The sequence below is a fragment of the Pectobacterium versatile genome, from assembly GCF_020166435.1.
GTDB classification, from domain to species: Bacteria; Pseudomonadota; Gammaproteobacteria; order Enterobacterales; family Enterobacteriaceae; genus Pectobacterium; species Pectobacterium versatile.
The window spans coordinates 45,124-70,832 of sequence record NZ_JAINZP010000014.1 but is presented as its reverse complement, the minus strand read 5'-3'; the positions used below and the strand labels follow the sequence as shown (position 1 = coordinate 70,832).

The following is a 25,709-nucleotide window of genomic DNA, read 5'->3' as shown; positions in this document are numbered from 1 at the left end:
GGTAATGTGATGTACAACATGAAAGGCAGCCAAGCCTATGCACAGGTAGGTCTCGAAAGCAGTGTGATGAGCGCAAGCCCGCACCAGCTTATCGTCATGCTGTTTGATGGCGCGCGCAGTGCAATGGTGCGCGCGCGCATCCTCATGGAGCAAGGTGATATTCCTGGCAAAGGCATGGCGTTGTCTAAAGCAATCAACATTATCAATAATGGGCTAAAAGCCGGATTGGACATGGAAAGAGGGGGCGAACTCGTTGAAAATCTGTCCGCTCTATACGATTACATGTCTCAGCGTTTGTTGATTGCCAATTTACATAACGATGCAAAAGCGATAGAAGACGTTGAAGCGTTGCTGGAAAATATCGCTGATGCCTGGCGGCAAATCGGCCCTAATTACAAACCAGAGCAGGAAGTGCGTTAATGGTCTCACCCCATCGGCTTCTAAAAGATTACCAACAACTTTTGTCTCTGAGTCAAAAAATTCTTCATTTGGCCCTCAGCGGCCAATGGGATACGTTGGTTGAGCAAGAGATTGTTTATGTTCAGTCCGTCGAAGGCCTAGTTAATACGCCAATTCCTGATGAAATAGACAGTATGATGCGGCTGCATCTGCGACAGATTTTGCAGGAAGTAATGGATAATGAAGCGAAAGTAAAACAACTTCTGCAGAAGCGGATGGACGAGCTAAGTTCGTTAATGGGGAAATCACTGAAGCAAAAGTCCATTAATACGACTTATAGCGAATTTGCAGGGCAGCGACTGCTACCTGGAGAACCCTTGCCTGACGAAACGCGCTCATAGCATTCTATAAATTATACCGCTCTCATCGCGCTTTTGTTTTATACGAAGCGCGTTCTTTTTATCCATAACTGATATTTTTAATATACATACTCAGCGACTCGCATAACGAGAAGTCAGTATGCGATAGAAGGACGAAGGAAAGAGACAAATAGGGGCAGGAAAGGATTATAGATAAAGATTGCGCGTAATCCTATTGTATAACAGTGAGATTACGCGCAATAACGTTAACAATTACAAGTTGATGTCATTAGACGACATCAAACAGACATATTCATCACTTCCTGATACGCAGATACCAATTTATTACGCACCTGAATACCCATCTGCATTGAAATGGATGATTTTTGCAAATCGACCATAACATCATTCAATGCGACGCCTGGCACACCCATAGTAAATTTTTCACCCTGCGTACGAGCTGTCTGCTGAGTGTTGCTGATCTTATCGATTGCGGCTTTCAATTCACTGGCAAAACCAGGCTCTACCGATGGTCTGGCTATTGGCGTACCAGCGGCCTGCAGAGCTTTGACCTGCATTTGCTGCAAAACGCCATCAATACCTTGAACCGACATAATACCTCACTAAACCATGCTGATTAGGCTTTTCATGCATATTTATGACAGAAGTACCCTATCACACCACTCTTAGCCTAAATGGGGTAATTAGGGTGAAAAATGCCACCTTATCGACCCATCGATTTTTCTTTTACGGAAAATAATGACATGCCGATAAATGTAGGCAAATGTTTTATTGATTGCGCAATCAGGGAGTTCTGTTTTGTCACGTCACAACGTTAAGTATATCGTTCAACAACCAAGCAGAGATAGAGTATGAACGCCTCATTAACCGGCTCCGCTACCGGTAAAAATAGCTTTGGCGAAATACTCAACCGGTTACGCGCCAATCCGAAGATTCCGCTCTTGATCGCAGCAGCTGCGACGATTGCAATCGTCGTCGCATTGACGTTATGGGCTAAAGGCCCAGATTATCGGGTACTTTATAGCAATATAAACGACCGAGACGGCGGTGCGATTGTCAGCGAATTAACAAAGCTGAATATTCCTTATCGCTTTGCGGAAAATGGCGGCGCCATTATGATTCCCGCCGCAAACGTCTATGAGACTCGACTCCGACTGGCTCAATTGGGGCTGCCTAAAGGTGGCGCTGTTGGCTTTGAATTGCTCGATAAAGAAAAATTTGGCATCAGCCAATTCAGCGAGCAGATCAATTACCAGCGTGCGTTGGAAGGCGAACTATCCAGAACGATAGAAACGCTAGGCCCCGTTCAGAATGCGCGGGTTCACCTTGCCATACCGAAACCTTCGCTGTTTGTTCGTGAGCAAAAATCCCCCTCTTCTTCTGTCACCCTGACATTACAACCAGGTCGTGCATTAGATGAAGGTCAAATAAACTCTATTGTTTACATGGTTTCCAGCAGCGTTGCTGGCCTGCCACCGGATAATGTTACCGTCGTCGATCAAACCGGACGTCTGTTAACTCAGGCAGGTGGCAGTGGCCGCGATTTGAATGCTGCCCAACTTAAGTACAGCAACGAAGTCGAGGCGATGTACCAACGCCGTATAGAGTCAATCATCGCCCCAATGGTTGGTATGGGCAATGTGCATGCACAGGTCACCGCACAAATCGATTTCTCAGCCCGCGAACAAACGGATGAGCAGTATCAACCCAACCAACCACCAGATAAAGCAGCCGTTCGCTCTCAACAAACTAGCCAGAGTGAGCAGCGAGGAGGCCCAAACGTAGGTGGCGTTCCTGGAGCATTAACCAATCAGCCAGCACCAGCACCAACAGCACCTATCGCGACGCCGCCAAATAATGCCAACGCCAATGCGAATAATCAGGCAGGCCAACAGAACCAAAATAATGCAGCAGGTGCACAAGCTAATGCTGCGAATGCCAATACCGTTGTTCAGACATCGAATGTCCGCAATGATGCAACAACCAACTATGAAGTCGACAAGACTATTTTACACACCAAACACAGCACGGGTGGTGTGAAGCGCTTGTCTGCAGCCGTTATCGTTAACTATCAGCCTCCTGGTGAGGATGGTAAACCGATTGCACTGACGGAAGATCAGCTCAAACAGATTGAAACCGTAGCACGCGAAGCGATGGGCTTCTCTGCTGAACGTGGTGATACATTAAATGTTGTTAACACGCCATTTATGGACAGCACCGACGGTTCTGGTGAGCTCCCATTCTGGCAAAAACAGGCCTTTTTCGATCTCCTGATGGAAGCTGGTCGTTGGCTGCTAGTTCTGATCGTTGCTTGGATTCTGTGGCGTAAATTGGTCCGTCCGCAATTGCAGAGAAAAACGCTGCAACAAGAAGCGGCTCTGGCTGCGGCGGCCTTGAATCGAGGTAATGATGATGTGGTTGTGAATCTCAGTACATCTGAAATTGAACAACAAAGAAAATCTCAACAGCGCGTCAGTGCGGAAATGCAAAGTAACCGGATACGCGAACTGGCTGAAAACGACCCCCGCGTGGTCGCTCTGGTAATTCGTCAATGGATGAGTACTGAACTATGACCCTGACAGGAACAGAAAAAAGCGCCATCTTATTGATGACCATTGGTGAAGACCGCGCAGCGGAAGTGTTTACCCACCTTTCGACAAAGGAAGTGCAGCATCTCAGTTCTGCAATGGCAAACATGCGTCAGGTTTCACATCAGCAGCTTGTAGAAATCCTTAAAGAGTTTGAGGCTGATGCTGAGCAATATGCTGCTCTCAGTGTAAATGCTGGCGACTACCTTCGTTCAGTGCTTGTCAAAGCCCTTGGTGAAGAACGAGCGTCTAGTCTGTTGGAAGATATTCTTGAGAGCCGCGACTCCACAAGTGGAATGGAAACGCTCAACTTTATGGAGCCGCAGATTGCCGCAGATCTTATCCGCGACGAACATCCACAGATTATTGCAACAATTTTGGTGCATCTGAAGCGTGCTCAGGCTGCCGATATCTTAGCCCTGTTTGATGAGCGCCTTCGCCATGACGTCATGCTACGTATTGCGACCTTCGGCGGTGTTCAGCCTTCTGCACTCGCAGAGTTGACAGACGTCCTCAATGGCTTGCTAGATGGCCAGAATCTCAAACGCAGCAAAATGGGTGGTGTTCGTACTGCGGCTGAGATTATCAACCTGATGAAAACCCAGCAGGAAGAAGCTGTTATCGATGCTGTGCGCGAGTTCGATGGTGAACTGGCACAGAAAATCATCGACGAAATGTTCCTGTTCGAAAATCTGGTGGACGTGGACGACCGCAGCATCCAGCGCCTTCTGCAGGAGGTCGAATCCGAGTCTCTTCTGCTGGCATTGAAAGGCGCCGAAGAACCTTTACGCGAGAAATTCCTGCGCAACATGTCTCAGCGTGCTGCAGAAATTCTTCGCGACGACCTTGCAACTCGCGGTCCGGTACGTATGTCGCAGGTCGAAAACGAACAGAAAGCGATTCTGCTTATCGTTCGTCGACTGGCAGACAGTGGCGAGATGATTATCGGTGGCGGCGAGGATGCCTATGTCTAACGCCCCCAAAAATCTGGCTTGGCAGCCTTGGAAGCTCAATGACCTGGCTGAACCTGTTTCAAAGTCCGTACCGGCACATCAGGTAAATGATGAACCTGAAGTGCCTGATATGGAGCGTTTCAACGAAGAAAACGCTATTCCTACCGTAGAGGATGAGCTGGCATCTCTGCGTGAAAGCACGATGCAACAGGCGCGAGAAACAGGTTTTGCTCAAGGCCATCAACAAGGCTATGACGCAGGTTATCAGGAAGGCTTAGCAAAGGGACAACAGCAAGGTTTGCAAAACGCCTTACAGCAGCAGCAACCGATCATCGAACAGATGCAGCAAATGGTCACCGAATTCCAACAAACGTTGGATACTCTTGACAGTGTGATCCCTGCTCGCCTGATGCAACTAGCACTGACCGCAGCCAAGCAAATCCTGGGGCAACCTCCGGTATGTGACGGCAACGCTCTGCTCGGTCAGATACAGCAATTGATTCAGCAAGAACCTATGTTCTCAGGTAAGACGCAATTGCGCGTTCATCCTTCCGACCTGGAACGCGTTGAACAGTATTTGGGCCCGACACTCAGCTTACATGGCTGGAGGTTACTTGCTGATAGCCAACTTCATCCTGGTGGTTGCAAGGTCAGCGCAGAAGAAGGCGATCTGGATGCCAGCCTGGCAACACGTTGGCATGAACTTTGTCGTTTAGCCGCCCCAGGAGAATTATAATGACTTCACGCCTCGGGCGCTGGCTCTCTTCTCTTGATTCATTTGAGAAGCGTATTGATGACACACCTTCGGTGCGTCGTTACGGCCGCTTAACCCGAGCGACAGGTTTGGTATTGGAAGCGACAGGGTTGCATATGCCGCTGGGCGCAACCTGCCTTATCGAACGGCAGAATGGTTCTCAGGTTGAAGAGATCGAAAGCGAAGTTGTCGGTTTCAACGGGCAAAAGCTCTTTCTTATGCCACTGGAAGAAGTTGAAGGCATTACCCCCGGAGCACGTGTTTACGCCCGTATCGGCCAAGACAGCAGCAGTCAGGGAAAGCAATTACCATTAGGCCCTGAACTACTTGGTCGTGTGCTAGATGGTAGCGCAAAACCGCTGGACGGTTTACCCGCACCCGATACAGGCTATCGCGCACCGCTGATTACGCCGCCGTTCAACCCATTGCAGAGAACGCCAATCGAAAGTGTTCTGGATGTGGGTGTTCGGGCCATCAATGCCTTGCTCACCGTGGGCCGAGGTCAGCGAATGGGTTTGTTTGCTGGTTCAGGGGTTGGTAAAAGTGTGCTATTGGGCATGATGGCGCGCTATACTCAGGCAGACGTCATTGTTGTTGGCCTTATCGGTGAACGTGGCCGAGAAGTGAAAGATTTTATCGAGAACATCCTGGGCACAGAAGGACGCGCGCGTTCTGTTGTTATTGCCGCCCCAGCGGATGTTTCTCCATTATTAAGGATGCAGGGGGCAGCGTATGCCACACGTATTGCTGAAGATTTTCGCGATCGCGGTCATCACGTTCTGCTAATCATGGATTCGCTCACGCGCTATGCCATGGCACAGCGTGAAATTGCTTTAGCTATTGGTGAACCACCGGCAACCAAGGGCTATCCCCCTTCTGTCTTCGCTAAATTACCCGCGCTGGTTGAACGCGCAGGAAATGGTATTCATGGCGGTGGTTCAGTCACCGCCTTCTATACGGTTCTGACAGAAGGTGATGATCAGCAGGATCCTATAGCTGACTCCGCGCGTGCCATCCTTGATGGACATATTGTGTTGTCCCGTCAACTCGCTGAGTCAGGCCATTATCCGGCAATTGATATTGAAGCATCGATTAGTCGGGCGATGACATCGTTGATCGATGAAGGCCACTATGCTTCTGTAAGGCAGTTTAAACAATTACTATCCAGCTACCAACGTAACCGTGATTTAGTCAGTGTTGGTGCTTACGCAGCAGGCAGTGATCCTATGCTTGACAAAGCAATTCGGCTCTATCCGCACCTGGAAGCCTTCTTGCAGCAGGGTATGTTTGAACAAAGTAACTATGAAGAATCCTGTCAGGCGTTGCACACTATTTTCCCTCGTAACGAGTAGGAGAGCAGATGAAAACCCAGTCACCGCTGGTTACACTACGTGAACTGGCGCAGAAGGACGTTGAGAAAGCCGCAGGGCAATTAGGCCAGGTACGTCAGGCTCATCAACAAGCCGAGCAGCAACTCAATATGCTGTTAAACTATCAGGATGATTATCGTCAAAAATTGAACTCGACGATGTCCTCTGGTATGGCGAATAATAGTTGGCAAAATTATCAGCAATTCATCCGAACGCTGGACAGTGCAATTGAGCAGCATAGACAACAACTCTCGCAATGGACATCACGTTTAGATTTAGCAATGAAGACATGGCAAGAAAAACAGCAGCGGTTGAACGCATTTGAGAAACTGCAGGATCGTGAAGTGACAAGACAGCTAGCCAAAGACAATAAAATAGAACAAAAACAAATGGATGAATTTGCCCAACGGGCCTCACAGAGGAAAGCAGAATCATGAATCTGTCCGCGTTACCTATAGCTATCACCGCCAGTGATACAAGCAGTTCTTCTGCTTCTCTACTGACACAGGGTGAGCTGCCAAAAGATTTTGTTGATCTGTTGAGCAAACGCATATCACAAGTAGTCGATACCTCGGGTAAAAAGACGCTCGATAAAGTGGACGAAGAAGCCCTGCTAAATGCTTTAGGGAAAGATAATGCTTCGCTCAGTCGTGACGATTTAAATGCCCTGCTTTCTTCATTCAACTCTCTGAGTGGAGCAACCATTACAGCGGGTGAGCAAAATCTAGAAATTGCAGGACAGGCTAGGCTAAAAGGCCTAGATAAAAAAGATAGCGACAATACTACAGACGACACGATTGCAATGCAGGCACTGCTTGCCATGTTGCAAGCAACGCCACTGCCTACGCAAGCTGCCACCGATAGTGTCGCAGCGACAGCCGCAAATACGGGTTTACATATTCCGGGGCTAATTGATACTAAACGCCAAAATGAAGCTTCCACAGCGGCACTAGGCAGTACGGGTGAAAATGCTAAAAGCACACTGGCAAAGCTGCTTGGCACATCAATAATGCCAGATAAAGACGCTGACATATCACGCGATCTGCGACATGCAACCAAACAAACGTCATCGACAGCAACCGAGTCTGCGGATGATGTTGCAAAATTTGCACTGACGACACCTCATTCCCTCGCTGGCGATCGCAATGCATCTGAATCGGTTTCTGCGTTAGGTAACAGCACGTCTCAAGCAACACCACCAGTGGTGCAGGCTATGCACGTTCAACCTGCATCAGTAGGAAGTACCGCTCCAGCCCCTCAGGTCACAAATGCGCAGTTGAATGCACCATTTGGCTCACCACAATGGCAAGATGCATTGGGTCAGCAAATCATTATGTTCAGCCGTAATGGTCAGCAGACCGCTGAGTTGCGTTTGAATCCGCAGGAATTAGGTGCACTGCACATCAGCCTAAAAATTGATGATAACCAAGCACAAATCCATCTGGCTTCAGCAAGCAGCCAAGTTCGTGCAGCGCTGGAAGCCGCGCTACCCCATTTGCGTAATGCAATGGCAGAAAGCGGAATTAACCTTGGCCAGAGCAGCGTAGGCAGTGATTCATCCGCCTGGCAGCAACAAATGTCCAGCAATAACAATGATGGCAATAATCGTGGCCCGTCTTACCAGCAGCAATTTGGCCATTCATCAGAAAGCACAAGTGAATTATTAGACGTACCAAAACCGCTAAGATCAATGGCATCATCGGTCAATGGCGTTGATATCTTTGCCTGAAAGTGAAGTAAACGAATAAGTTAGCACGATTTTCCCTGCCTATTCTCTGTATTGAAGATTGCAATAGGCAGGATAATCATCGACATTACGCATTTATTTATTGCCGGTTTCATCCAGCAACAAATATCGATAAGTAACGGGAACTATCTTTGGCTATGTCTGATATGCAAGTTCGACCAGGACGTAAACGGTCTATTTGGCTAATACTACTGATTATCGTTGCTCTCGCTGCAACCGGTGCTGCGGGTGCCGCTTGGTGGCTATTAAATCAGAAAAACGCAGCAACGGCTGAGCAGGAAGCACCGCCGCCGCCAGAGCCTGTTTTCATGCCACTGGATACCTTTACCGTTAATCTCGTCAATGCAGATAATGACCCTGACCGCGTGTTATATGTTGGATTCACTCTGCGTTTGCCAGATGAAGCAACGCGTACACGCTTTACTAATTATCTGCCAGAAGTTCGCAGCAGACTGTTATTATTGCTTTCTCGTCAGGACGCGATTGCTCTTGCCAATGAGCAAGGTAAACAGAAGCTGATCGAGCAAATTAAGCAAGTGCTAAGCCCACCATTAGTTCCTGGTCAACCTAACCAGGTCGTTACTGATGTTCTGTTCACGGCCTTTATACTGCGGTAACCATTATGGGCGATAGTATTCTTTCACAAGCAGAAATTGATGCACTATTAAATGGCGACAGCGGCGATAGCAATGCTGACACCAATGCGGCATCAAAAACGGATGGGGATGTTAAACCCTATGATCCGAATACTCAGCGACGCGTTATCCGTGAGCGTTTACAGGCATTAGAAATAATTAATGAGCGTTTCGCGCGCCAATTTAGAATGGCATTGTTTAACCTGTTGCGCCGTAGCCCCGACATTACTGTGGGTGGAATCAAGATCCAGCCTTATCACGAGTTTGCTAGGAATCTTCCGGTACCGACAAACCTGAACCTTATTCATTTAAAACCACTACGTGGCACTGCGTTATTCGTATTTTCGCCAAGTTTGGTGTTTATCGCCGTAGATAACCTTTTCGGTGGTGATGGACGCTTCCCGACAAAAGTCGAAGGTCGCGAATTTACCCACACAGAGCAGCGCGTGGTTAAGCGTATGTTACGCTTGGCTCTGGAAGCCTATGGTGAAGCTTGGAATGCAATTTATAAACTTGACATCGAATACGTGCGTTCAGAAATGCAGGTCAAGTTTACCAACATCACAACGTCGCCTAATGATATTGTTGTTACTACGCCGTTTCATGTTGAAATAGGTTCGCTAACTGGTGAATTTAACATCTGTATTCCTTTTTCAATGATAGAACCGCTGCGTGAACTGCTTGCGAATCCACCATTGGAAAACTCACGTCAGGAAGATCAGAGCTGGCGGGACACGCTAGCCAAACAGGTACAACATTCCGAATTGGAATTAGTTGCAAGCTTTGTTGATATTCCGCTGCGACTGTCCAAAATTCTGAAGTTGCAGCCCGGTGATGTATTACCGATCGACAAACCTGACAAAATCGTTGCTCATGTTGATGGTGTGCCTGTATTGACTAGCCAATATGGCACATTGAACGGGCAATATGCCCTACGTGTTGAACATTTGATTAACCCTATATTGAATTCTCTGGATAACGAGGAACAGCCCCATGAGTGACACCAAGAAACCGTCCGACGACAAGGAATCAGTGGACGATCTGTGGGCTGATGCATTTAACGAGCAGCAGGCTGCAGAAAAACCGGCCGCGACAACAGAAGGCATTTTTAAGTCGCTAGAAGGTCATGATCCGCTGGGTGCCCTCCAAGATATCGATCTTATATTGGATATTCCTGTCAAACTCACCGTTGAGCTTGGTCGGACTAAAATGACGATAAAAGAGCTGCTGCGCCTAACACAAGGTTCTGTTGTTGCACTTGATGGCTTAGCAGGAGAACCGCTTGATATTCTAATCAATGGCTACCTGATCGCCCAAGGTGAGGTCGTCGTCGTATCTGACAAGTATGGTGTTCGTATTACAGACATCATTACACCATCTGAACGTATGCGCCGCCTGAGTCGTTAATGACAACAGCCTTGGTATCATCCCCTACTTCAGTAGCAAGCCAACAGTCGACTCTTGTTACTGAACTACCACTTACTGGCAGTATGTTACTGACGCAGGTTGGTAGTGTGCTTGCTGGTATTTTATTGTTTATTCTACTGATTGCTTGGCTTGCCCGTAAACTCGGCTTTGCCCCACAAGCCAAGCAAAATAAGTTGCTAAAAGTGGTGTCCAGTTGTCCTGTCGGGCAGCGTGAACGAGTCGTTATTGTAGAGGTTGATAATACTTGGCTAGTGTTAGGTGTTACGGCTCAGCAAATCACGCCGCTGCATACACTCCCAGCACAACCAACCAATGACAGTTCCTCCACTGGCGATATCAAGCCGGTAGATTTCAATCAACTGTTAAAGAAAGTTTTAAAGCGTCCGGAAAAATCGGAATGAGTACCTTGCCTAATTATTTTCATATCACCTCCTTGCCTCGCACGCTGTGCTATGGTTTAGCCATCGGTTTATTGTTCATGGCACCATCAGTATGGGCACAGCTCCCCGGAATTGTGACGCAACCGCTACCTAACGGTGGGCAGAGCTGGACGCTATCAGTACAAACGCTGGTTTTTCTCACATCATTAACGTTTCTCCCTGCCGCCTTGCTAATGATGACGAGCTTCACCCGTATCATCATTGTACTAAGCCTGTTACGTAATGCGCTAGGCACGCCAACCGCGCCACCGAACCAAGTATTGTTAGGGTTGACGCTTTTTCTGACATTCTTTGTCATGTCTCCGGTATTAAACCGCGTTTATGAAGAAGCCTATCTTCCATTCAGTCAGGATCGAATCAGCATGGAAGTCGCTATCGAACGTGGTGCAGAACCTATACGTGAGTTCATGCTGCGGCAGACTCGGGAAACCGATCTGGCCCTGTTTACCAGGCTGGCAGAAATTCCAGAGATTCAGGGGCCTGAAGCGGTGCCCATGCGTGTACTTCTCCCCGCATTTGTGACAAGTGAGCTGAAAACAGCTTTCCAAATTGGTTTCACCGTATTTATTCCTTTCCTAATTATCGACCTCGTCGTTGCCAGTGTATTGATGGCGCTGGGGATGATGATGGTTCCTCCGGCAACAATTTCTTTGCCCTTTAAATTAATGCTTTTTGTATTAGTCGATGGCTGGCAACTGCTACTCGGCTCATTAGCCCAAAGTTTTTATAGTTAGACGAATAGAGGAATGCGACAATGACACCAGAATCGGTGATGGCGCTTGGCTATGAAGCAATGAAAATCGCATTGGCACTTGCAGCCCCTCCCTTGATGGCAGCACTGCTCAGCGGACTGACTATTAGCCTTTTACAGGCCGCCACCCAGATAAACGAAATGACACTGTCGTTTATCCCTAAAATCCTAACTGTCTTCCTCACCTTAGTGATCGCAGGGCCTTGGATGTTAAATCTTATGCTGGATTATATGCGTACGCTATTCGGCCAGTTACCTAATATTATTGGGTAAACATGCTGACGTTTAACAGTTGGGACATGGTGAATTGGGCTAGCCAGTTTTTCTGGCCTTTTGTCCGAATTCTTGCGTTAATCAGTACCGCACCAGTCTTTAACGAAAGAGCAATAAGTAATAGAGTGAAAATTGGTCTGGGTGTGCTGATTACTTTGCTCGTTGCACCCTATTTGCCGTTAAACACCACGCCTATTTTTTCTGCCGCAGGCATATGGCTGCTAATACAGCAAATTCTCATCGGCGTTACACTCGGCCTGTCAATGCAGTTAGCATTTGCCGCTATTCGTCATGCTGGCGAACTCATTGGCTTACAGATGGGTCTTGCCTTTGCGACCTTCTTTGATCCAACGGGCGGTCCGAATATGCAGGTAGTGGCTCGTTTCCTAAATATTCTTGCAATTTTACTGTTTTTAACCTTTGACGGTCATCTCTGGCTAATTTCTCTATTAGCAGATAGTTTCTATACTCTGCCCGTCAGCGCCAATCCTATTAATAGTCATGCCTTTCTCGCGCTTGCGCGCGCCGGTGGACTAATTTTTATTAACGGCTTGATGCTAGCACTTCCTATCATAACCCTCTTGCTAACTATCAACCTAGCATTAGGCATGTTGAATCGTGTCGCACCTCAACTCTCAATATTTGTTGTCGGCTTCCCAATTACCCTCACTGTCGGGATCATGACTCTAGGCTTATTAATTCCGTTAATCCCCCCTTTCGCAGAACATTTATTCAGTGAGGTTTTCGATTTACTCGCTGATATTCTTAGCCAGTTGTCAACTTCCTAAATAGCTTTGCGTAATAATAGATCACTTGAAGGGAACTCAGTCCAAGTTGAGCGATCTGATCAATCGCCAAACACCACTAAATCACCAACCGGACTGAGCTATGCCGATCATAGCAGTAATCCCTGATGAAGAACGACGACTGATGCGTAAAGAAATCCAGCAGACACGCGATAAAAATTACGCCAGACGGCTCACTGCCATGCTGATGCGACCTCGCGGGATGACCGTCGCAGACGTTGCCAGGCTGCTCTGCGCTGCTCGCTCATCCGTCGGTCGATGGATAAATTGGTTTACTTTACATGGTATTGAAGGACTACAAAGCCTCAGGCCCAGACGAGATCCCCAGTGGTCTTGACCTGCCCCCAGTATTAGATACAACGATCAGTTAGTAATGTCGGTTTGTTTACCTTCTAATTTTCCATTTCTCCAGTCTGCTGCAAATTCAGATGATGTCTGGTAATTCAGTGATGAATGAGGTCTGCACTCGTTATAGTCCTGCCGCCAGTCATTAATGATTTTCCGGGCATGAAGAATATCGCTGAACCACTGCTCATTCAGGTATTCATCCCGAAAGCGGCCGTTAAAGCTCTCAATAAATCCGTTCTGAGTTGGCTTACCCGGCTGGATTAAGCGCAACTCAACACCATACTCAAAAATCCATTGATCGAGCGCACGGCAGGTAAATTCTAGGCCCTGATCGGTTCTTATCGTCGCAGGATAGCCACGAAACAGCGCAATTTTGTCCAGAATGCATGTCACCTGAACGCCTGTAATCCCGAATGCAGTGGTGATCGTCAGGCACTCCTTCGTGAAATCATCCACACAGGTAAAGCACTTAATCCGGCGGCCGCTGCCGAGTGCATCCATGAAAAAATCCATCGACCAGGTCAGGTTAGGTGCATTCGGGCGCAGAAGCGAAAGCCGCTCCGTTGCTAGCCCTTTACGCCGCCGTCTGCGTTTTACGCTCAGGCCATTAAGGTGATAGATGCGGTAAACCCGCTTGTGATTAACGCAAAGACCTTCACGCCGCAGAAGCTGCCAGATACGTCGGTAACCAAAGCGGTGGCGTTCAAGTGCCAGCTCTGTGATGCGTAGAGATAGCTGCGAGTCAGCAGCCGGACACTGAGCCGAATAACGGCAGGTTGACAGGGACAGACCTGCCAGCCTGCAGGCACGACGTTGCGACAGATCCGTTGCCTCACACATGACTTCCACGGCTTCCCGCTTCTGGTCTGTCGTCAGAACTTTCGGCCCAGAGCCACCTGAAGCGCCTCCTTATCCGGCATGGCTTCAGCGAGTAGCTTCTTGAGACGGGCGTTCTCCTCTTCAAGGGACTTGAGTCGCTTTACTTCGGGGGCTTCCATGCCGCCAAACGCCAGGTGTAAAAGGTGGCGTCTGAAATAGCATGCTTGCGGCAGAGTTCCCGGGCCGCCCCCCCGGCTTCGGCCTCGCGGAGGATACTGATGATCTGTTCGTCGGAAAACGCTTCTTCATGGGATGTCCTCATGTGGCTTATGAAGACATTACTAACATCGCGGTGTATTAATCAACGGAGAGCAGGTCAACGGCAGCATGCACCGATGTGATGAAGTGGCAAATGTTATATAAAAAATAGCAGAGAGAATTCAGAATGAGAGTGAATAAAAAATGGCATGTCATCCATTCAATATAATGAAAAGAGTGACACGCCTAAAAAATACGCCCGGTTTAAGCGTATTCAAACCGTGAAGTAGAATAGATAAGCATTTTCTATTACTACTATCTCATCTGGAAGAGCGACATTCCCTGCATATTCTGAAAAGCTGTATAGGAAGCCTGCAGAGAAGACATCTGCATGATGTAAGACGAAATAGCGTCATACCAATCAGTATCCTGCAATTGTGATAATGTCGTTTTGTTTGCTACATCGCGATCTTTACCAATTGCATCAAGGTTATCAATTTCATTGAGCTGAATACCTAACTCTGCACGGACAGCTGAAATATTATTCAACGAATTTTTTAAACCACGGTTTGCTGTCTCTAACGCTGCAGCTACACTAGCTTTTGTTGCCTCATCAGCATCTGCAATTGGCGTTTCAAGAGATTTGATTGCAATATCCAACGTCTTAAATAAATCCGATTGAATACTACCATCTGGTTCTTTTTGAGCGTCACCGGTTATTCCATTGAATACAGAAGAACCAACATGGCTGACCGTCATATTTCGAGCCGCATCTACCCGTTGTGAAATAGCTTGGTTTCCGCCTAAATACTCAACACCTGTAGCCCCCTCAACAAAAGGAACATTGTCTGTCTCATAGCCAGAAAAAATATAATTGCCGTTACCATCAGTGCTGTTAGCCATATTGAGCAATTCAGCTTTCATTCCACGCAGAGAAGTCGCAACCGATTTACGATCGTCATCACTCAGAACGCCGCCGCCTTTGATTACCTCAGTCAATGCACTGGTAATCGTAGTAACGCTCTTATCCAAAATAGACTCTTCCAGGGACATGCTTTGTTTGGCAAATGTACGTGCAAGCGTATATTGACCGTTCTCTGATTGTGCCTGACCAAGCATAACTGCACCCGCAGCCGCGATCGGATCATCTGATGGATTGACAACCCGCTTTCCAGTTGACAATTGCTCACCTGTTTTTTGCCACGTTGCCTGACCATTAATAATGCCTTGCATATTTTGCTGGTATATCATGCTGGTACTTAAGCGCATGGTATCAATTCCTCTTTATTAAATGGTCAAACTAGCTACGGGCCGCTAAAAGTGCATCAAATATGGATTGTGCTGTTTTGATGACCTGAGCATTTGCCATATAGTATTGCTGATAACGCATCAGATCGCCGTACTCTTCATCTAAGTTCACGCCAGATACGGACTGTTGTTCTGCGGTCAGTTGCTTAACAACATTTTGCTGCGATGTATTATTTATCTTCAAGGTGCTGGTCTGGTTACCAATCGTCCCAACCAAGCCGGCGTATGCACCAGAAACACTCGCCTTCCCACCTACGATTTTTTCATTCTGCAGCGCCAACAACGCCTTAGCGTTAGTATTATCGCTAACACCACCAAAGACAGGGTTACCGCTTCCATCAACAACTGGGTTGCCCGCATCATCGAGCTTAACGGATGCAGCAGCGATCTTATTCGGATCGGAAATAGCCACTGACATATCGATAATCACGTCATTAACTGGTTTGAGCACAAAACTGTCGTTTGTTGCAGGTGTACCTGTGATAGCCATCTTGATGCCATCAAAATTCAGGCTGTTGTCAGACGAGTCTACCGTTGCTGTAAATTTTGAATTATCAGACAAACGAGTAACTTGCCAATTACTACCATCATATTTAATCGAATAATTGGTTGCCTGCACGTCTTTAGTATCAGTATAAGATGGTGTTAATGCTGCGTTGCCGCTATTTTTACTGTCATTCAGGACAACAGCCTTACCAAAGGAGAAGAAATCGCCACCTTTAACACCATTACGATCATAACCTTCCTGATGTTGAGTATTAAATGCATCAGCGAATGCCAGTGCTAACTGCCCCAGTTGATTACGCGCCTCATCTAGAGTCTCTGAACGGAAAGAGAGCAAACCGCCTAATGAGCCACCGGTTAAGGTGCTTTCATTCAACGTGACAACATCATTTGTCCGGTCTTTATATCCGATAGTAAGACGAGTAGGATCGCTACTGGAACCTATTGCTACTAACTGATTGCTCGTACCAGCCTGAACTAGGCTGGTACCATTTTTCAATGCTACATTGTAAACAATCTCATCCTGAACAGTAACATCAACACCGACCAATTTATTAAGCTGATCGACGAGAAGATCTCGCTGATCGAGCAAATCATTAGGCATCGTACCGCTATTCGCGCCCATTAGCTTCGTAATTTCGTTATTTAAAGACGCAATCTGATCGGTATACGTGTTCACTTGGCCAACAATACTTTGAATCTGTGTATTCAGACCACTGTCCATGTCACGCAAATATTTATCTGTAACTTTAAATTGGTTTACCAGCCCTTCCGCTTTACCCAGTACAGTTTGACGAGTAGACGAATCGCCTGCATTGCTGGTGAGGTTCTGCAGGTTTGAAAAGAAGCCTTGTATTGTTGATGAAAGGCTCGTAGTACTACTCGCGAGTAGGTTATCAATTTTGGAAATTTGCTCGTAGTAAGCAGAAACCGAGCTGCTTGTCGTTTGTGCAGCACGCAGCTGATTGGTGATAAATTCATTGTATTGGCGATTAATGCTAACAACATTGACACCGTTACCAATATATCCAGCAGATGTGCTGCTGCTAATAGCCTGCTCAAGTATCGCATTCTGCCGACTATAGCCAGTAACAGCCTGATTACTAATGTTGTTACTCACTGTACTCAGCGCAACCTGTGCACCTTTTAAGCCACTCATCGCGGTGTTAATTAAATTGGACATAGGGTGTTGTTCCTTTTACACAGGTTCTTGTCGCCCTGCGCGATTAACCAAATGCTGAAAGCAGCAAATACGCTACATAAGTTAATTACTTTATCGGTCAGGAAGCGCAAATCTTGAATAAAAAAATTAAAATAGCCGACTCAAATCGTGAGTGTAAGCTTTAGCCACTTTCTCGCCAGAACTCTTCATTTGCTGGATCATGCTAACCAGCTTCTGGGCATATTGTGGGTCGGTCGCATAACCCGCCTTTTGCAACGCATGAGCTGCTTGCTCAGCCGTTCCGGCGCTCATCACAGCAGAATAGCGTGGGTTATTGGTCAACAATTTCACATAGTCGCCAATAGCCTCAATATAGGAATCGTACACTCGGAAGCTGGCTTTTACTTTTTTGGCCACGCCCTGCTCATACTCTGTCGTCGTTATTTCTGTTGTCGGCCCATTCCAGCTACTGCCTGCTTTGATACCGAACAGATTATGACTTGGGCGCCCGTCTTCGGTAGGGATTTCACGCTGCCCCCAGCCAGATTCAAGCGCAGCCTGGGCGATGATAAGGTGGTGAGGTATACCGCTATGTTGGCTGGCAATCTGAGCAGGTAAGGAAATCTGAGACACAAAATTACTATTGGATAGTGGCAACGCTGAACCCGTAGTGGGCAATTTGGGCAGCGCTTTACGTACCATCTGTTCCACGGCCGCGGTTGGCATGCTTTTAAGCACATCACCATCGAAGGTTAATGGAACAGCGGCTTTGGCCGCCGTAGCATCTGGCGATTGTCGGGTCAATTGCTCAACCATAACATCCGCGAGCCCAAGTCCCTTGCCCTTAGTCGAGATCTCTTGAGCAATTTGCTGGTCATACATTGAGGTATACAGACGCGTCTGATCGCTGTTGAAAAGCCCATCCTGCGGAATCGCAGAACGCATACTTTTCATCATCAATTGTACAAACACGCCTTCCATTTGTTGCGCAACCGCCCTGATGCCCTCTTTGCTTTGAGGATTGCCTGAAACTTCACGCTTCAACGTATTCAGGGACTGCGCATCATAGGCTGCGTTATTCAGCGTCTGCATATCACTCATCAGATAATTTCCAGTTTGGCACGCAAGCAGCCAGCACTTTGCATCGCCTGTAGAATAGACATCAGCTCCATTGGCGTTGCCCCCAAGGAATTCAGAGCACGTACGACGTTATTGAGATTGGCGCTAGAGTTAACTCGTTGTAAAGCGCCACCCGCTTGCTGAACCGAAATCTCTGTTTGCGGAGTCACCACCGTCTGGCCACCGCCAAATGGTGTATTAGGCTGGCTGACGTTAGCCTGCTGGTTAATCGTCACGGAAAGGTTACCCTGAGCGATAGCGCAACTATCTAGTGTTACATCACGATTCATCACAACAGAACCCGTGCGAGAATTGATCACAACTTTGGCGTCCTGAATACCAACATTGACTTCAATGTTCTGGACATCAGCCAAAAAGCGGACCTGGGAACTATTACCATGCGGAGCAAGTACCTGAATGGTGCGAGAGTCCAGCGGAGTAGCAGTACCGCCATATCCAGAACGATTGATTGCATCGCTCACTTTCTGCGCCATTGAAAAATCGTCATTTTTCAGTTGCAGCGTAATCGTATTTGATGCGCCGAACGTACTAGGCAATTCTCGCTCAATAACCGCACCGTTACTGATTCGTCCACCGGCAAGCTGGTTAACCTGAACACTGCTCCCGCCAGCGGAAGCACCGGCACCGCCAACCAAGACGTTCCCTTGAGCCAAAGCGTATACCTGATTATCTACCCCTTTCAATGGGGTCATTAACAACGTCCCCCCTCGCAAGCTCTTCGCGTTACCGAGCGAAGACACGACGACGTCAATATTTTGTCCTGCTCGGCCAAAAGGAGGAAGATTGGCCGTAACCATTACCGCAGCAACGTTTTTCAATTGCATGTTGGTTCCGGCAGGAACAGTTATCCCTAATTGGGAAAGCATGTTGGTTAAGCTTTGCGTGGTAAACGGCGTCTGCATAGTTTGGTCACCAGAACCATCTAGGCCAACAACCAAGCCATAACCAATCAACGCATTATCACGTACACCCTGGATATTAACCAGATCGCGAATTCTCTCTGCCGACGCAACATTCAGCGTCAATAACGTCAGCAGTACAGTGAAAAATGATGCAATCCGCATGGCAGGCCTCTTAAGCTTAGAACGGAGAAACATTGAGGAAGAACCGCTGTAACCAGCCCATGTTTTGCGCCTCGTTAATATAGCCGTTACCGACATATTCAATCCGCGCATCTGCGACCTGGGTTGATGGCACCGAGTTGTTACCACTAATGGTTCTCGGATTTACTACCCCAGAGAAACGGATAAACTCTGTTCCCTGATTAATTGCAATTTGTTTTTCGCCAACGACCTGCAAGTTGCCATTAGCGAGGACTTGACCCACGGTGACCGTAATCGTGCCACTAAACGTGTTGTTCGCGTTCGCGCCACCCTGACCAGTAAATTCGTTTGTTCCTGTCGCATTCAGCGCTGCCCGATTATTACCGAGAGGCCCTTCCAGATAGCGCGGCGTCGTCGTCAAACCAAACGTTGACGAACCATCTCGGCTTGCATTGGCGGACGAGCTTTTACTCGCGCTCACGTTTTCCTGCAACACGATCGTCAATGTGTCGCCAATATTTCGTGGGCGACGATCTTCAAACATAGGCTGATAGCCATAATTCATCGGCTGCACAGTTTGGAAAATAGAACCATTAGGGCCCGCTAATACTGGCGATCCCGGCTGGGCAGTGGTAGGCCCAGTGACAACTTTATCATGCGGAATATAGGCGCAACCGTTAAGTGCTAACATCGCGATCAATGCCAACAGACGGGGTCGGCGGAGTGGTTTGATAACCGACTTTGCATTCATTATCACTGCGGATATCGCCTTAAATTAATCTATTTCACATATTCACGGGGTAAATCAAAACCATATTTGCGCCACTCATCTGGTGCCTATGGCCATCATTACCCCGTTAAACACTGTCTATATTGCCAACATCAAGCCACCAGAGCACCGGCTCTCGTTCCTGAAATTAGCAGGTTACCCATTACAGCTGGGTCAATTTCTGCAACATTTGGTCAGAAGAAGAAATTGCTTTGCTGTTGATTTCATAGGCACGCTGAGTCTGAATCATCGATACCAATTCTTCAGCCACGTTGACGTTGGAGGTTTCGACATATTTCTGATATAGCAGACCCGCACCATTCAAACCTGGATTCGTTTCATTCGGCGCGCCAGAGCTCGCGGTTTCCAGATACAGGTTTTCGCCCATACTCTCAAGGCCGCTATCATTAATAAAGGTCGTCAGTGTCAACTGGCCAATCTGGTTTGTTGCCGCCTGCCCCTGTACTTTAACGCTGACAATACCGTCACGGCCGATATTCAGTTCCGTCGCATTCGCTGGGACGGTAATGGCTGGCTGCACCTGATAACCACTGGATGTTACTAACTGGCCGTTACCGTCAAGCTGGAATGCGCCGTCACGCGTGTAAGCTGTTGTACCATCAGGCAACTGCACCTGAAAGAACCCTTGGCCTTTAATCGCGACATCTTTCGAATTACCAGTCTCGGAAAACGTCCCTTGAGTATGAATACGCTCTGTTGATACTGGACGAACACCGGTACCTAACTGCAAACCGGACGGTAACATGGTTTGCTCTGAAGATTGAGCACCAGGCTGACGAACTGTTTGATACATCAAGTCTTCAAATACCGCACGCTGACGCTTGAAACCATTGGTGCTGACGTTTGCCAAGTTATTGGAAATAACGTCCATATTGGTTTGCTGAGCATTCAAACCGGTTTTTGCAATCCACAAAGAACGGATCATTTATTCACTCCTGTGCGCACTCGGCGCTTAACCCATTGCTAATATCTGATTAGCGCGTTGTGCATTATCGTCGACGCTGCTAATGATTTTCATCTGCATTTCAAAGCGACGAGCATTGGCAATCATATCGACCATCGTATCGACCGTGTTCACGTTACTGCCCTCGATCACACCCGGCATAATACGCACGGTAGGATCGTTTTGCAGAACATTACCACGTTGTTGCTGAGCCTGCTGCGTCAAGCGAAACAATCCGTCATCAGACCGCTCAACTTCTTGTCCGGTAGCCTTGACGAGCTTCAAACGCCCCAACTGGGCGATCGTATTTGGCGGATCCCCAGCATTAAGAGCAGAAATCGTTCCATCAGGAGAAATGCTGATCTGGGCCTGCGGAGGAATGTCAATCGGTCCGCCATCCCCCATAACTACACGCCCCTGGATAGTCAACTGCCCATCAGCGTTGATCTCCATATTACCATTGCGGGTGTACGCCTCACCGCCGTTAGCCGTTTGCACTGCCAGCCAACTCTCTTTCGGTAAAGCGACATCCATTGCACGGCCAGTATAATTCATCACGCCTTCAGTCATATCAGCGCCAGGCGTTGAAGCGACAACCAGCGTTCGGGTGGGCAGTGTCAACCCATTTATCGGTACAGCACGCAGTGCAGAAAGCTGTGCCCGGAAACCCGGCGTTGAGGCGTTAGCCAAGTTGTTCGCAGTAATTGCCTGCTTTTCCAATGACTGGCTCGCGCCACCCATTGCCGTATAAATCGCGTGATCCATGCAATGTCCCCGTTAGGATAATTAACGCAGGCTAACCAGCGTTTGCAGAATGGAATCCTGCGTTTTGATAGTTTGCGCATTTGACTGGTAATTACGCTGCGCAACAATCATGTTGACCAGTTCTTTACTCAGGTCAACGTTTGAACTTTCGGTAGATTTGCCGATCAGTTTACCCAGACTTCCAGTACCTGCCAGCCCAACTACTGCCTGACCAGAACTCGCCGTTTCAGACCAGGCGTTATCCCCTTCAGGCGATAAGCCTTCTGGGTTAGCAAAGCTAGCCAACAGGATCTGCCCCAGCGCTTGTTTCTGACCGTTACTGTAGCTGCCTTCGATCGTGCCATCGTCATTGATAGCAAAACCGGTCAGCGAGCCTGGAGCGAAACCGTTCTGAGTTGGGCTCTTATAGCTATATTCGGTATTTTGCTGCACGCTGCCAGTCAAATCGAGAGCAAAATTGTTCGTTGCAGCCCCATTTGTGCCAACAATCTGGATATTAAAAGGCGTATGCCCCGTTAAAGCGCCATTCGCAGCAAAATTCAGCGACCCAGCGGGTTGATATAAGGCAGGACTCCTTGAGTCATCTTTGGCATACGTCTGCCATGTGTTGTCGGCCGTTTTAACAAAATACAGGGTAAAATTATGCACGTTACCCTGGCTATCATAGGTCGTCAGCGCAGTCTTGCTGTTATAGGTGCCTTCTGCACCAGGCGTTGTGGTCCAAGAGCTTGTTGGGACAGCATCAGAAGATTTCAGATTCGCTTTCAGGGTCGCAGCAGTGGTTGCTCTAGACAGCATGTCTCCGTCAGGAACAGTCAGCGGTACTGGATCGGCACCTGTTTGAACCGTTGGCGGCGTACCAGCGACTGGGTAACCCGTCAGTTGCATACCTTGTGCGTTGACGATATTACGTCCGTTAAGCATAAACTGGCCGTTGCGGCTGTAATAAGTCGAACCATTGGTGTCTTGCAGACGGTAAAAACCACCGCCGCTAATTGCAATATCCAGGTCTCGTGAGGACGAAGTCACAGTACCGTTACCAAAATCCTGCAATACCGAAGCAACCTTCACACCCATACCAACTTTAGAACCCGCAAACATATCAGCGAATGTGACGGTCCCGGATTTAAAACCCACTGTCGCTGAGTTAGCGATGTTATTACCGATAACATCCAGGTTATTAGATGCCGCGTTTAAACCACTGACCGCCTGAGAAAAACCCATGTCGCTCTCCAGAGAATTGATTAAGTCATATTCCAGATAGTGAATTTCACTGGAATAACATGAAATTTACACCGTTACAGAATCTGCCGGACATCGTCCAAGGTGGCTTTGCCGCGCAACCCTAAATCCAGTAACGCGCCACTATCACTGCGGGTAACGGCATTCACAACGGCATAATGCAATGGCTGAACAACCTGCTGCGCGCCACCCGTGCTGGCAGCAACAGTAAAGGTATAAGCCCCATCAGGCGCAACCGTGCCATCCGAAAGTTTGCTATCCCAGTTGAAAGAGTGAACACCAGAAGAAAGCGTCCCCAGTTCAATCGTACGAACTGCTTTACCTGTCGCATCACTAATCGTGACAGTGACAACTTCCGCTGCTTTTTCCAATTCCACACCAAAAGGTGTACTGGTTTCTTTACCAACCAGAATGTCTTTTCCAGGGATCATGACACTGTGACCAATCAGCGTTGTGGCTTGCAAAGACTGGTTGTTATTGATCTGACCGGAGATAGAACCCAATGTGGTATTCAACTTCTCAATACCGCTAACCGTATTAAGCTGAGCAAGCTGGCTTACCAACTGATCATTACTCATCGGATTCGTCGGATCCTGATTCTTCAACTGCGCAACCAGAAGTGTCAGAAACTGGTTCTGTAGGTCGGCGCTACTATTTTTCTCTACCGTCGTCGACGAACTCTGTGTTTTGGCCGCAGATGAAGTATCATTAATTGTTACAGACATTTATTCGTCTCCCGGTTATTGCCCGATCGTTAACGTCTTTAGCATCATCGATTTTGTCGTATTCAAGACTTCGACGTTTGCCTGATAGCTGCGTGAGGCAGAAATGGTATTCACCATTTCTGCTACTGGATCAACATTAGGCATGCGAACGTACCCTTGCCCATCAGCCAGCGGATTGCCTGGCTCATAAACCAAACGAGCAGGCGATGGATCTTCGATAACGCTGGCAACGCGCACACCGCCAGTCGACTGCCCAGGTGCCGCATTCACTTCGAATACAACCTGTTTGGCGCGATAAGGTTCGCCATCAGGGCCCGTCACGCTGTCTGCGTTAGCCAGGTTACTGGCGCTCACATTCAGACGCTGAGATTGCGCAGCAAGCGCTGAACCTGAAATTTCGAATATATTTAATAACGACATGAATCTTTACCTTCTCATCACGCTACGATCACGAACCTGACTGCAAGACCGACATCATACCTTTAATCTGTCCGCCCAGAACGGTCAGGCTGGTTTGATATTTCAGGCTATTATCGGCAAAATTAGTGCGTTCACGGTCCATATCGACCGTATTGCCATCCAATGCAGGTTGATCGGGTACGCGGTATAACAAGTCAAGCTCTGGCGGCTGAAAATTCTGTGCCGGTATATGCCGTACAGATGTTGTTTTCAGCGCGATACCTGTACCGTTCACTCGCCCTTGCTCCATGGTTTTACTGAGCTGGCTGGCAAAATCGATATCCCTGGCCTGATAGCCTGGCGTATCCGCATTGGCAATATTCGCGGCCAGGATTTCCTGCCGCTGGGCACGCAAGTTCAGCGCTTCCTGCTGAAACCGCAACGAGGCGTCTAATTTATCAAGCATGCTCCCTCCGCAAGTTAGAATTTGGAGTGAGTAGGATAATTCTCATGGTGGCTATGCCATCGAACGAATAGACACCAAATGCAGCGCTATTTATTGCCTTAACCTCACGCTGACATCGTTACACTTAATGCCCGATATAATCAGGATCAGGAGAGCCGAACAGGAATGAAAACAATACATTATTATCTCTATCTGGCGACGTCCTGTTTTTTCACCTTTTGTGCCCCTGTCAATGCGAACGACCTTCCCGCACAAATCAATCAATTTTTTGTCTCACGCTTTCAGGGAAGCACGAATACCGTAAACGTTGTGGTAAAATCGCCAGAATCGCAATGGCCACAGTGCGAAGCGCCGCAAATCACGCTGCCTGGAAATACGAAAATGTGGGGTAATGTGAGTCTGTCCGTACGTTGCGGGCAACAGCGTCGCTTCATTCAAACCGAAGTTCAGGTAACAGGGAATTATGTCATCAGTTCGCGGCCTATCAATCGCGGGACAACGCTGACGGAAAAAGATATTCGTTTGACAAAAGGCAGACTCGATTTATTACCGCTGCGCCCTATACTGACGTTACAAGGTGCACAAGGTGCAGTCCTTTTGCGCGATCTAACCCCCGGACAGGTTATTACCGCGTCCATGATCAGACGAGCCTGGGTCGTAAAGGCGGGTCAGTCGGTGCAAATTATCGCACAAGGGGAAGGCTTCACGATTAATGGCGAAGGAAAAGCCATGAACAACGCAGCAGCCGGACAAGCAGTCAGAGTCAGAACGGCAAATGGACAAATAATCAGCGGAATCACAAGCGAAGATGGGATTATTCTGATCTCACAGTAATTAATTAAAGATTTGCTCATGTTTGCCGATGATAGCTACAGAGTCATTACTGACGACGTTTTAAAATTGAACACCAATGTGATGAACATTATGTAACGCATTGATGATTAACTATTTATCCTCAAATGAGAGGGATGTATTATGAGTATTGATCGCACACAGTCACTGAAGCCGGTCAGTCAAGTTCAGCAACGTGAATCTGGCGATGTCGCTAAAAGCAAACGCACACAGACTGAAGTTCAGTCTGAGGTCAGCGCAACACAGGTAAAACTGAGCGATGCGCAAGCAAAATTGATGCAACCGGGTACGCAAGACATAGACATGAACCGCGTAGAAACCTTGAAGCAGGCGATTCGTGATGGCTCACTTAAAATTGATGCTGGAAAAATCGCGGATGCGTTACTTAAAGAAACGCAGGATTTTTTAGCTGGTAATTAAT

General features: G+C 47.8%; 29 protein-coding genes and 2 pseudogenes. 18 read left to right on the top strand and 13 right to left on the bottom strand.

The window, feature by feature from the left end:
• Nucleotides 1-9: 9 nt before the first annotated feature.
• Both fliS and fliT read left to right on the top strand, forming a co-directional pair.
• Nucleotides 10-420 carry a flagellar export chaperone FliS gene (gene fliS, locus K7X24_RS15600; RefSeq protein WP_039285815.1) on the top strand — a complete coding sequence of 137 codons (411 nt, stop codon included), beginning with the start codon at nucleotides 10-12 and terminating at the stop codon, nucleotides 418-420.
• A complete protein-coding gene (gene fliT, locus K7X24_RS15595; protein WP_224555702.1) occupies nucleotides 420-800 on the top strand; it encodes a flagella biosynthesis regulatory protein FliT in 381 nt (126 codons plus the stop codon). Before fliS ends, fliT begins: the two co-directional genes overlap by 1 nt.
• A 257-nt stretch (nucleotides 801-1,057) precedes the next feature.
• Here the strand turns inward: fliT and fliE are convergent, their stop codons facing one another.
• On the bottom strand, nucleotides 1,058-1,372 hold the full coding sequence (gene fliE, locus K7X24_RS15590; protein WP_224555700.1) for a flagellar hook-basal body complex protein FliE: 315 nt from the start codon (nucleotides 1,370-1,372) through the stop codon (nucleotides 1,058-1,060).
• A 258-nt stretch (nucleotides 1,373-1,630) separates the two neighbouring features.
• Here fliE and fliF point away from each other — a divergent pair, with 258 nt between their 5' ends.
• The 14 genes and pseudogenes from fliF to K7X24_RS15520 form a co-directional block, all read left to right on the top strand.
• Nucleotides 1,631-3,352: a flagellar basal-body MS-ring/collar protein FliF gene (fliF, locus tag K7X24_RS15585; RefSeq protein ID WP_224555698.1), complete on the top strand. Its 1,722-nt coding sequence runs from the start codon at nucleotides 1,631-1,633 to the stop codon at nucleotides 3,350-3,352.
• Entirely contained in the window at nucleotides 3,349-4,341 is a 993-nt protein-coding gene (fliG, locus tag K7X24_RS15580) for a flagellar motor switch protein FliG (protein ID WP_224555697.1), read from the top strand. The genes fliF and fliG overlap by 4 nt, the downstream gene beginning before the upstream one ends.
• Nucleotides 4,334-5,056, top strand: a complete 723-nt coding sequence (gene fliH / locus K7X24_RS15575) for a flagellar assembly protein FliH (protein WP_224555694.1) — start codon at nucleotides 4,334-4,336, stop codon at nucleotides 5,054-5,056. The genes fliG and fliH overlap by 8 nt, the downstream gene beginning before the upstream one ends.
• A complete protein-coding gene (gene fliI, locus K7X24_RS15570; RefSeq protein ID WP_224555692.1) occupies nucleotides 5,056-6,426 on the top strand; it encodes a flagellar protein export ATPase FliI in 1,371 nt (456 codons plus the stop codon). Before fliH ends, fliI begins: the two co-directional genes overlap by 1 nt.
• Nucleotides 6,427-6,434: 8 nt before the next feature.
• Complete coding sequence (fliJ, locus tag K7X24_RS15565) at nucleotides 6,435-6,881, top strand: flagellar export protein FliJ (protein ID WP_224555690.1); 447 nt, start codon at nucleotides 6,435-6,437, stop codon at nucleotides 6,879-6,881.
• Complete coding sequence (locus tag K7X24_RS15560) at nucleotides 6,878-8,173, top strand: flagellar hook-length control protein FliK (protein WP_224555688.1); 1,296 nt, start codon at nucleotides 6,878-6,880, stop codon at nucleotides 8,171-8,173. The genes fliJ and K7X24_RS15560 overlap by 4 nt, the downstream gene beginning before the upstream one ends.
• 155 nt (nucleotides 8,174-8,328) lie before the next feature.
• Complete coding sequence (fliL, locus tag K7X24_RS15555) at nucleotides 8,329-8,808, top strand: flagellar basal body-associated protein FliL (RefSeq protein WP_010279620.1); 480 nt, start codon at nucleotides 8,329-8,331, stop codon at nucleotides 8,806-8,808.
• A 5-nt stretch (nucleotides 8,809-8,813) separates the two neighbouring features.
• Nucleotides 8,814-9,827, top strand: a complete 1,014-nt coding sequence (gene fliM, locus K7X24_RS15550; RefSeq protein WP_224555686.1) for a flagellar motor switch protein FliM — start codon at nucleotides 8,814-8,816, stop codon at nucleotides 9,825-9,827.
• The gene (gene fliN, locus K7X24_RS15545; RefSeq protein WP_015840788.1) at nucleotides 9,820-10,233 is read left to right on the top strand and encodes a flagellar motor switch protein FliN; all 414 of its coding nucleotides are present in this window, start codon (nucleotides 9,820-9,822) and stop codon (nucleotides 10,231-10,233) included. The genes fliM and fliN overlap by 8 nt, the downstream gene beginning before the upstream one ends.
• Entirely contained in the window at nucleotides 10,233-10,655 is a 423-nt protein-coding gene (gene fliO, locus K7X24_RS15540; protein WP_224555684.1) for a flagellar biosynthetic protein FliO, read from the top strand. The genes fliN and fliO overlap by 1 nt, the downstream gene beginning before the upstream one ends.
• A 77-nt stretch (nucleotides 10,656-10,732) precedes the next feature.
• Nucleotides 10,733-11,428: a flagellar type III secretion system pore protein FliP gene (gene fliP / locus K7X24_RS15535; RefSeq protein ID WP_224555717.1), complete on the top strand. Its 696-nt coding sequence runs from the start codon at nucleotides 10,733-10,735 to the stop codon at nucleotides 11,426-11,428.
• Nucleotides 11,429-11,448: 20 nt separating this feature from the next.
• Nucleotides 11,449-11,718 carry a flagellar biosynthesis protein FliQ gene (gene fliQ, locus K7X24_RS15530; protein ID WP_224555682.1) on the top strand — a complete coding sequence of 90 codons (270 nt, stop codon included), beginning with the start codon at nucleotides 11,449-11,451 and terminating at the stop codon, nucleotides 11,716-11,718.
• Nucleotides 11,719-11,720: 2 nt separating this feature from the next.
• Nucleotides 11,721-12,506, top strand: coding sequence for a flagellar biosynthetic protein FliR (gene fliR / locus K7X24_RS15525; RefSeq protein WP_224555680.1), 786 nt, complete (start codon nucleotides 11,721-11,723; stop codon nucleotides 12,504-12,506).
• Nucleotides 12,507-12,606: 100 nt separating this feature from the next.
• Nucleotides 12,607-12,855 (top strand): annotated as a pseudogene (locus K7X24_RS15520) (helix-turn-helix domain-containing protein); the annotation flags it as partial.
• Between the two features lie 32 nt (nucleotides 12,856-12,887).
• Here K7X24_RS15520 and K7X24_RS15515 read toward each other — a convergent pair.
• The 12 genes and pseudogenes from K7X24_RS15515 to flgB all read right to left on the bottom strand — a co-directional run bounded on the left by K7X24_RS15515 (nucleotide 12,888) and on the right by flgB (nucleotide 24,436).
• Nucleotides 12,888-14,013 (bottom strand): annotated as a pseudogene (locus K7X24_RS15515) (IS3 family transposase).
• Between the two features lie 251 nt (nucleotides 14,014-14,264).
• Nucleotides 14,265-15,218, bottom strand: coding sequence for a flagellar hook-associated protein FlgL (gene flgL, locus K7X24_RS15510; RefSeq protein WP_224555678.1), 954 nt, complete (start codon nucleotides 15,216-15,218; stop codon nucleotides 14,265-14,267).
• A gap of 31 nt (nucleotides 15,219-15,249) precedes the next feature.
• On the bottom strand, nucleotides 15,250-16,944 hold the full coding sequence (gene flgK / locus K7X24_RS15505) for a flagellar hook-associated protein FlgK (RefSeq protein WP_224555676.1): 1,695 nt from the start codon (nucleotides 16,942-16,944) through the stop codon (nucleotides 15,250-15,252).
• Between the two features lie 126 nt (nucleotides 16,945-17,070).
• A complete protein-coding gene (flgJ, locus tag K7X24_RS15500; RefSeq protein WP_224555673.1) occupies nucleotides 17,071-18,024 on the bottom strand; it encodes a flagellar assembly peptidoglycan hydrolase FlgJ in 954 nt (317 codons plus the stop codon).
• A complete protein-coding gene (locus tag K7X24_RS15495) occupies nucleotides 18,024-19,127 on the bottom strand; it encodes a flagellar basal body P-ring protein FlgI (protein WP_224555671.1) in 1,104 nt (367 codons plus the stop codon). The genes flgJ and K7X24_RS15495 overlap by 1 nt, the downstream gene beginning before the upstream one ends.
• Before the next feature lie 16 nt (nucleotides 19,128-19,143).
• Nucleotides 19,144-19,857, bottom strand: a complete 714-nt coding sequence (gene flgH / locus K7X24_RS15490) for a flagellar basal body L-ring protein FlgH (protein WP_198999065.1) — start codon at nucleotides 19,855-19,857, stop codon at nucleotides 19,144-19,146.
• Nucleotides 19,858-20,038: 181 nt separating this feature from the next.
• Nucleotides 20,039-20,821 carry a flagellar basal-body rod protein FlgG gene (gene flgG, locus K7X24_RS15485; protein WP_010301659.1) on the bottom strand — a complete coding sequence of 261 codons (783 nt, stop codon included), beginning with the start codon at nucleotides 20,819-20,821 and terminating at the stop codon, nucleotides 20,039-20,041.
• 27 nt (nucleotides 20,822-20,848) lie between these two features.
• On the bottom strand, nucleotides 20,849-21,604 hold the full coding sequence (locus K7X24_RS15480; protein WP_224555670.1) for a flagellar basal body rod protein FlgF: 756 nt from the start codon (nucleotides 21,602-21,604) through the stop codon (nucleotides 20,849-20,851).
• Between the two features lie 21 nt (nucleotides 21,605-21,625).
• Complete coding sequence (gene flgE / locus K7X24_RS15475) at nucleotides 21,626-22,828, bottom strand: flagellar hook protein FlgE (RefSeq protein ID WP_224555668.1); 1,203 nt, start codon at nucleotides 22,826-22,828, stop codon at nucleotides 21,626-21,628.
• Between the two features lie 74 nt (nucleotides 22,829-22,902).
• Nucleotides 22,903-23,571, bottom strand: coding sequence for a flagellar hook assembly protein FlgD (gene flgD / locus K7X24_RS15470; protein ID WP_224555666.1), 669 nt, complete (start codon nucleotides 23,569-23,571; stop codon nucleotides 22,903-22,905).
• Nucleotides 23,572-23,586: 15 nt separating this feature from the next.
• The gene (gene flgC, locus K7X24_RS15465) at nucleotides 23,587-23,991 is read right to left on the bottom strand and encodes a flagellar basal body rod protein FlgC (protein WP_224555665.1); all 405 of its coding nucleotides are present in this window, start codon (nucleotides 23,989-23,991) and stop codon (nucleotides 23,587-23,589) included.
• Nucleotides 23,992-24,019: 28 nt separating this feature from the next.
• Complete coding sequence (flgB, locus tag K7X24_RS15460) at nucleotides 24,020-24,436, bottom strand: flagellar basal body rod protein FlgB (RefSeq protein ID WP_015840802.1); 417 nt, start codon at nucleotides 24,434-24,436, stop codon at nucleotides 24,020-24,022.
• 165 nt (nucleotides 24,437-24,601) lie between these two features.
• Between flgB and flgA the strand changes: the two genes are divergently transcribed.
• Together flgA and flgM are read left to right on the top strand one after the other, a co-directional pair.
• Complete coding sequence (gene flgA / locus K7X24_RS15455) at nucleotides 24,602-25,270, top strand: flagellar basal body P-ring formation chaperone FlgA (RefSeq protein WP_224555663.1); 669 nt, start codon at nucleotides 24,602-24,604, stop codon at nucleotides 25,268-25,270.
• A gap of 141 nt (nucleotides 25,271-25,411) precedes the next feature.
• Complete coding sequence (gene flgM / locus K7X24_RS15450; RefSeq protein WP_224555661.1) at nucleotides 25,412-25,708, top strand: flagellar biosynthesis anti-sigma factor FlgM; 297 nt, start codon at nucleotides 25,412-25,414, stop codon at nucleotides 25,706-25,708.
• Nucleotide 25,709: the final 1 nt, after the last annotated feature.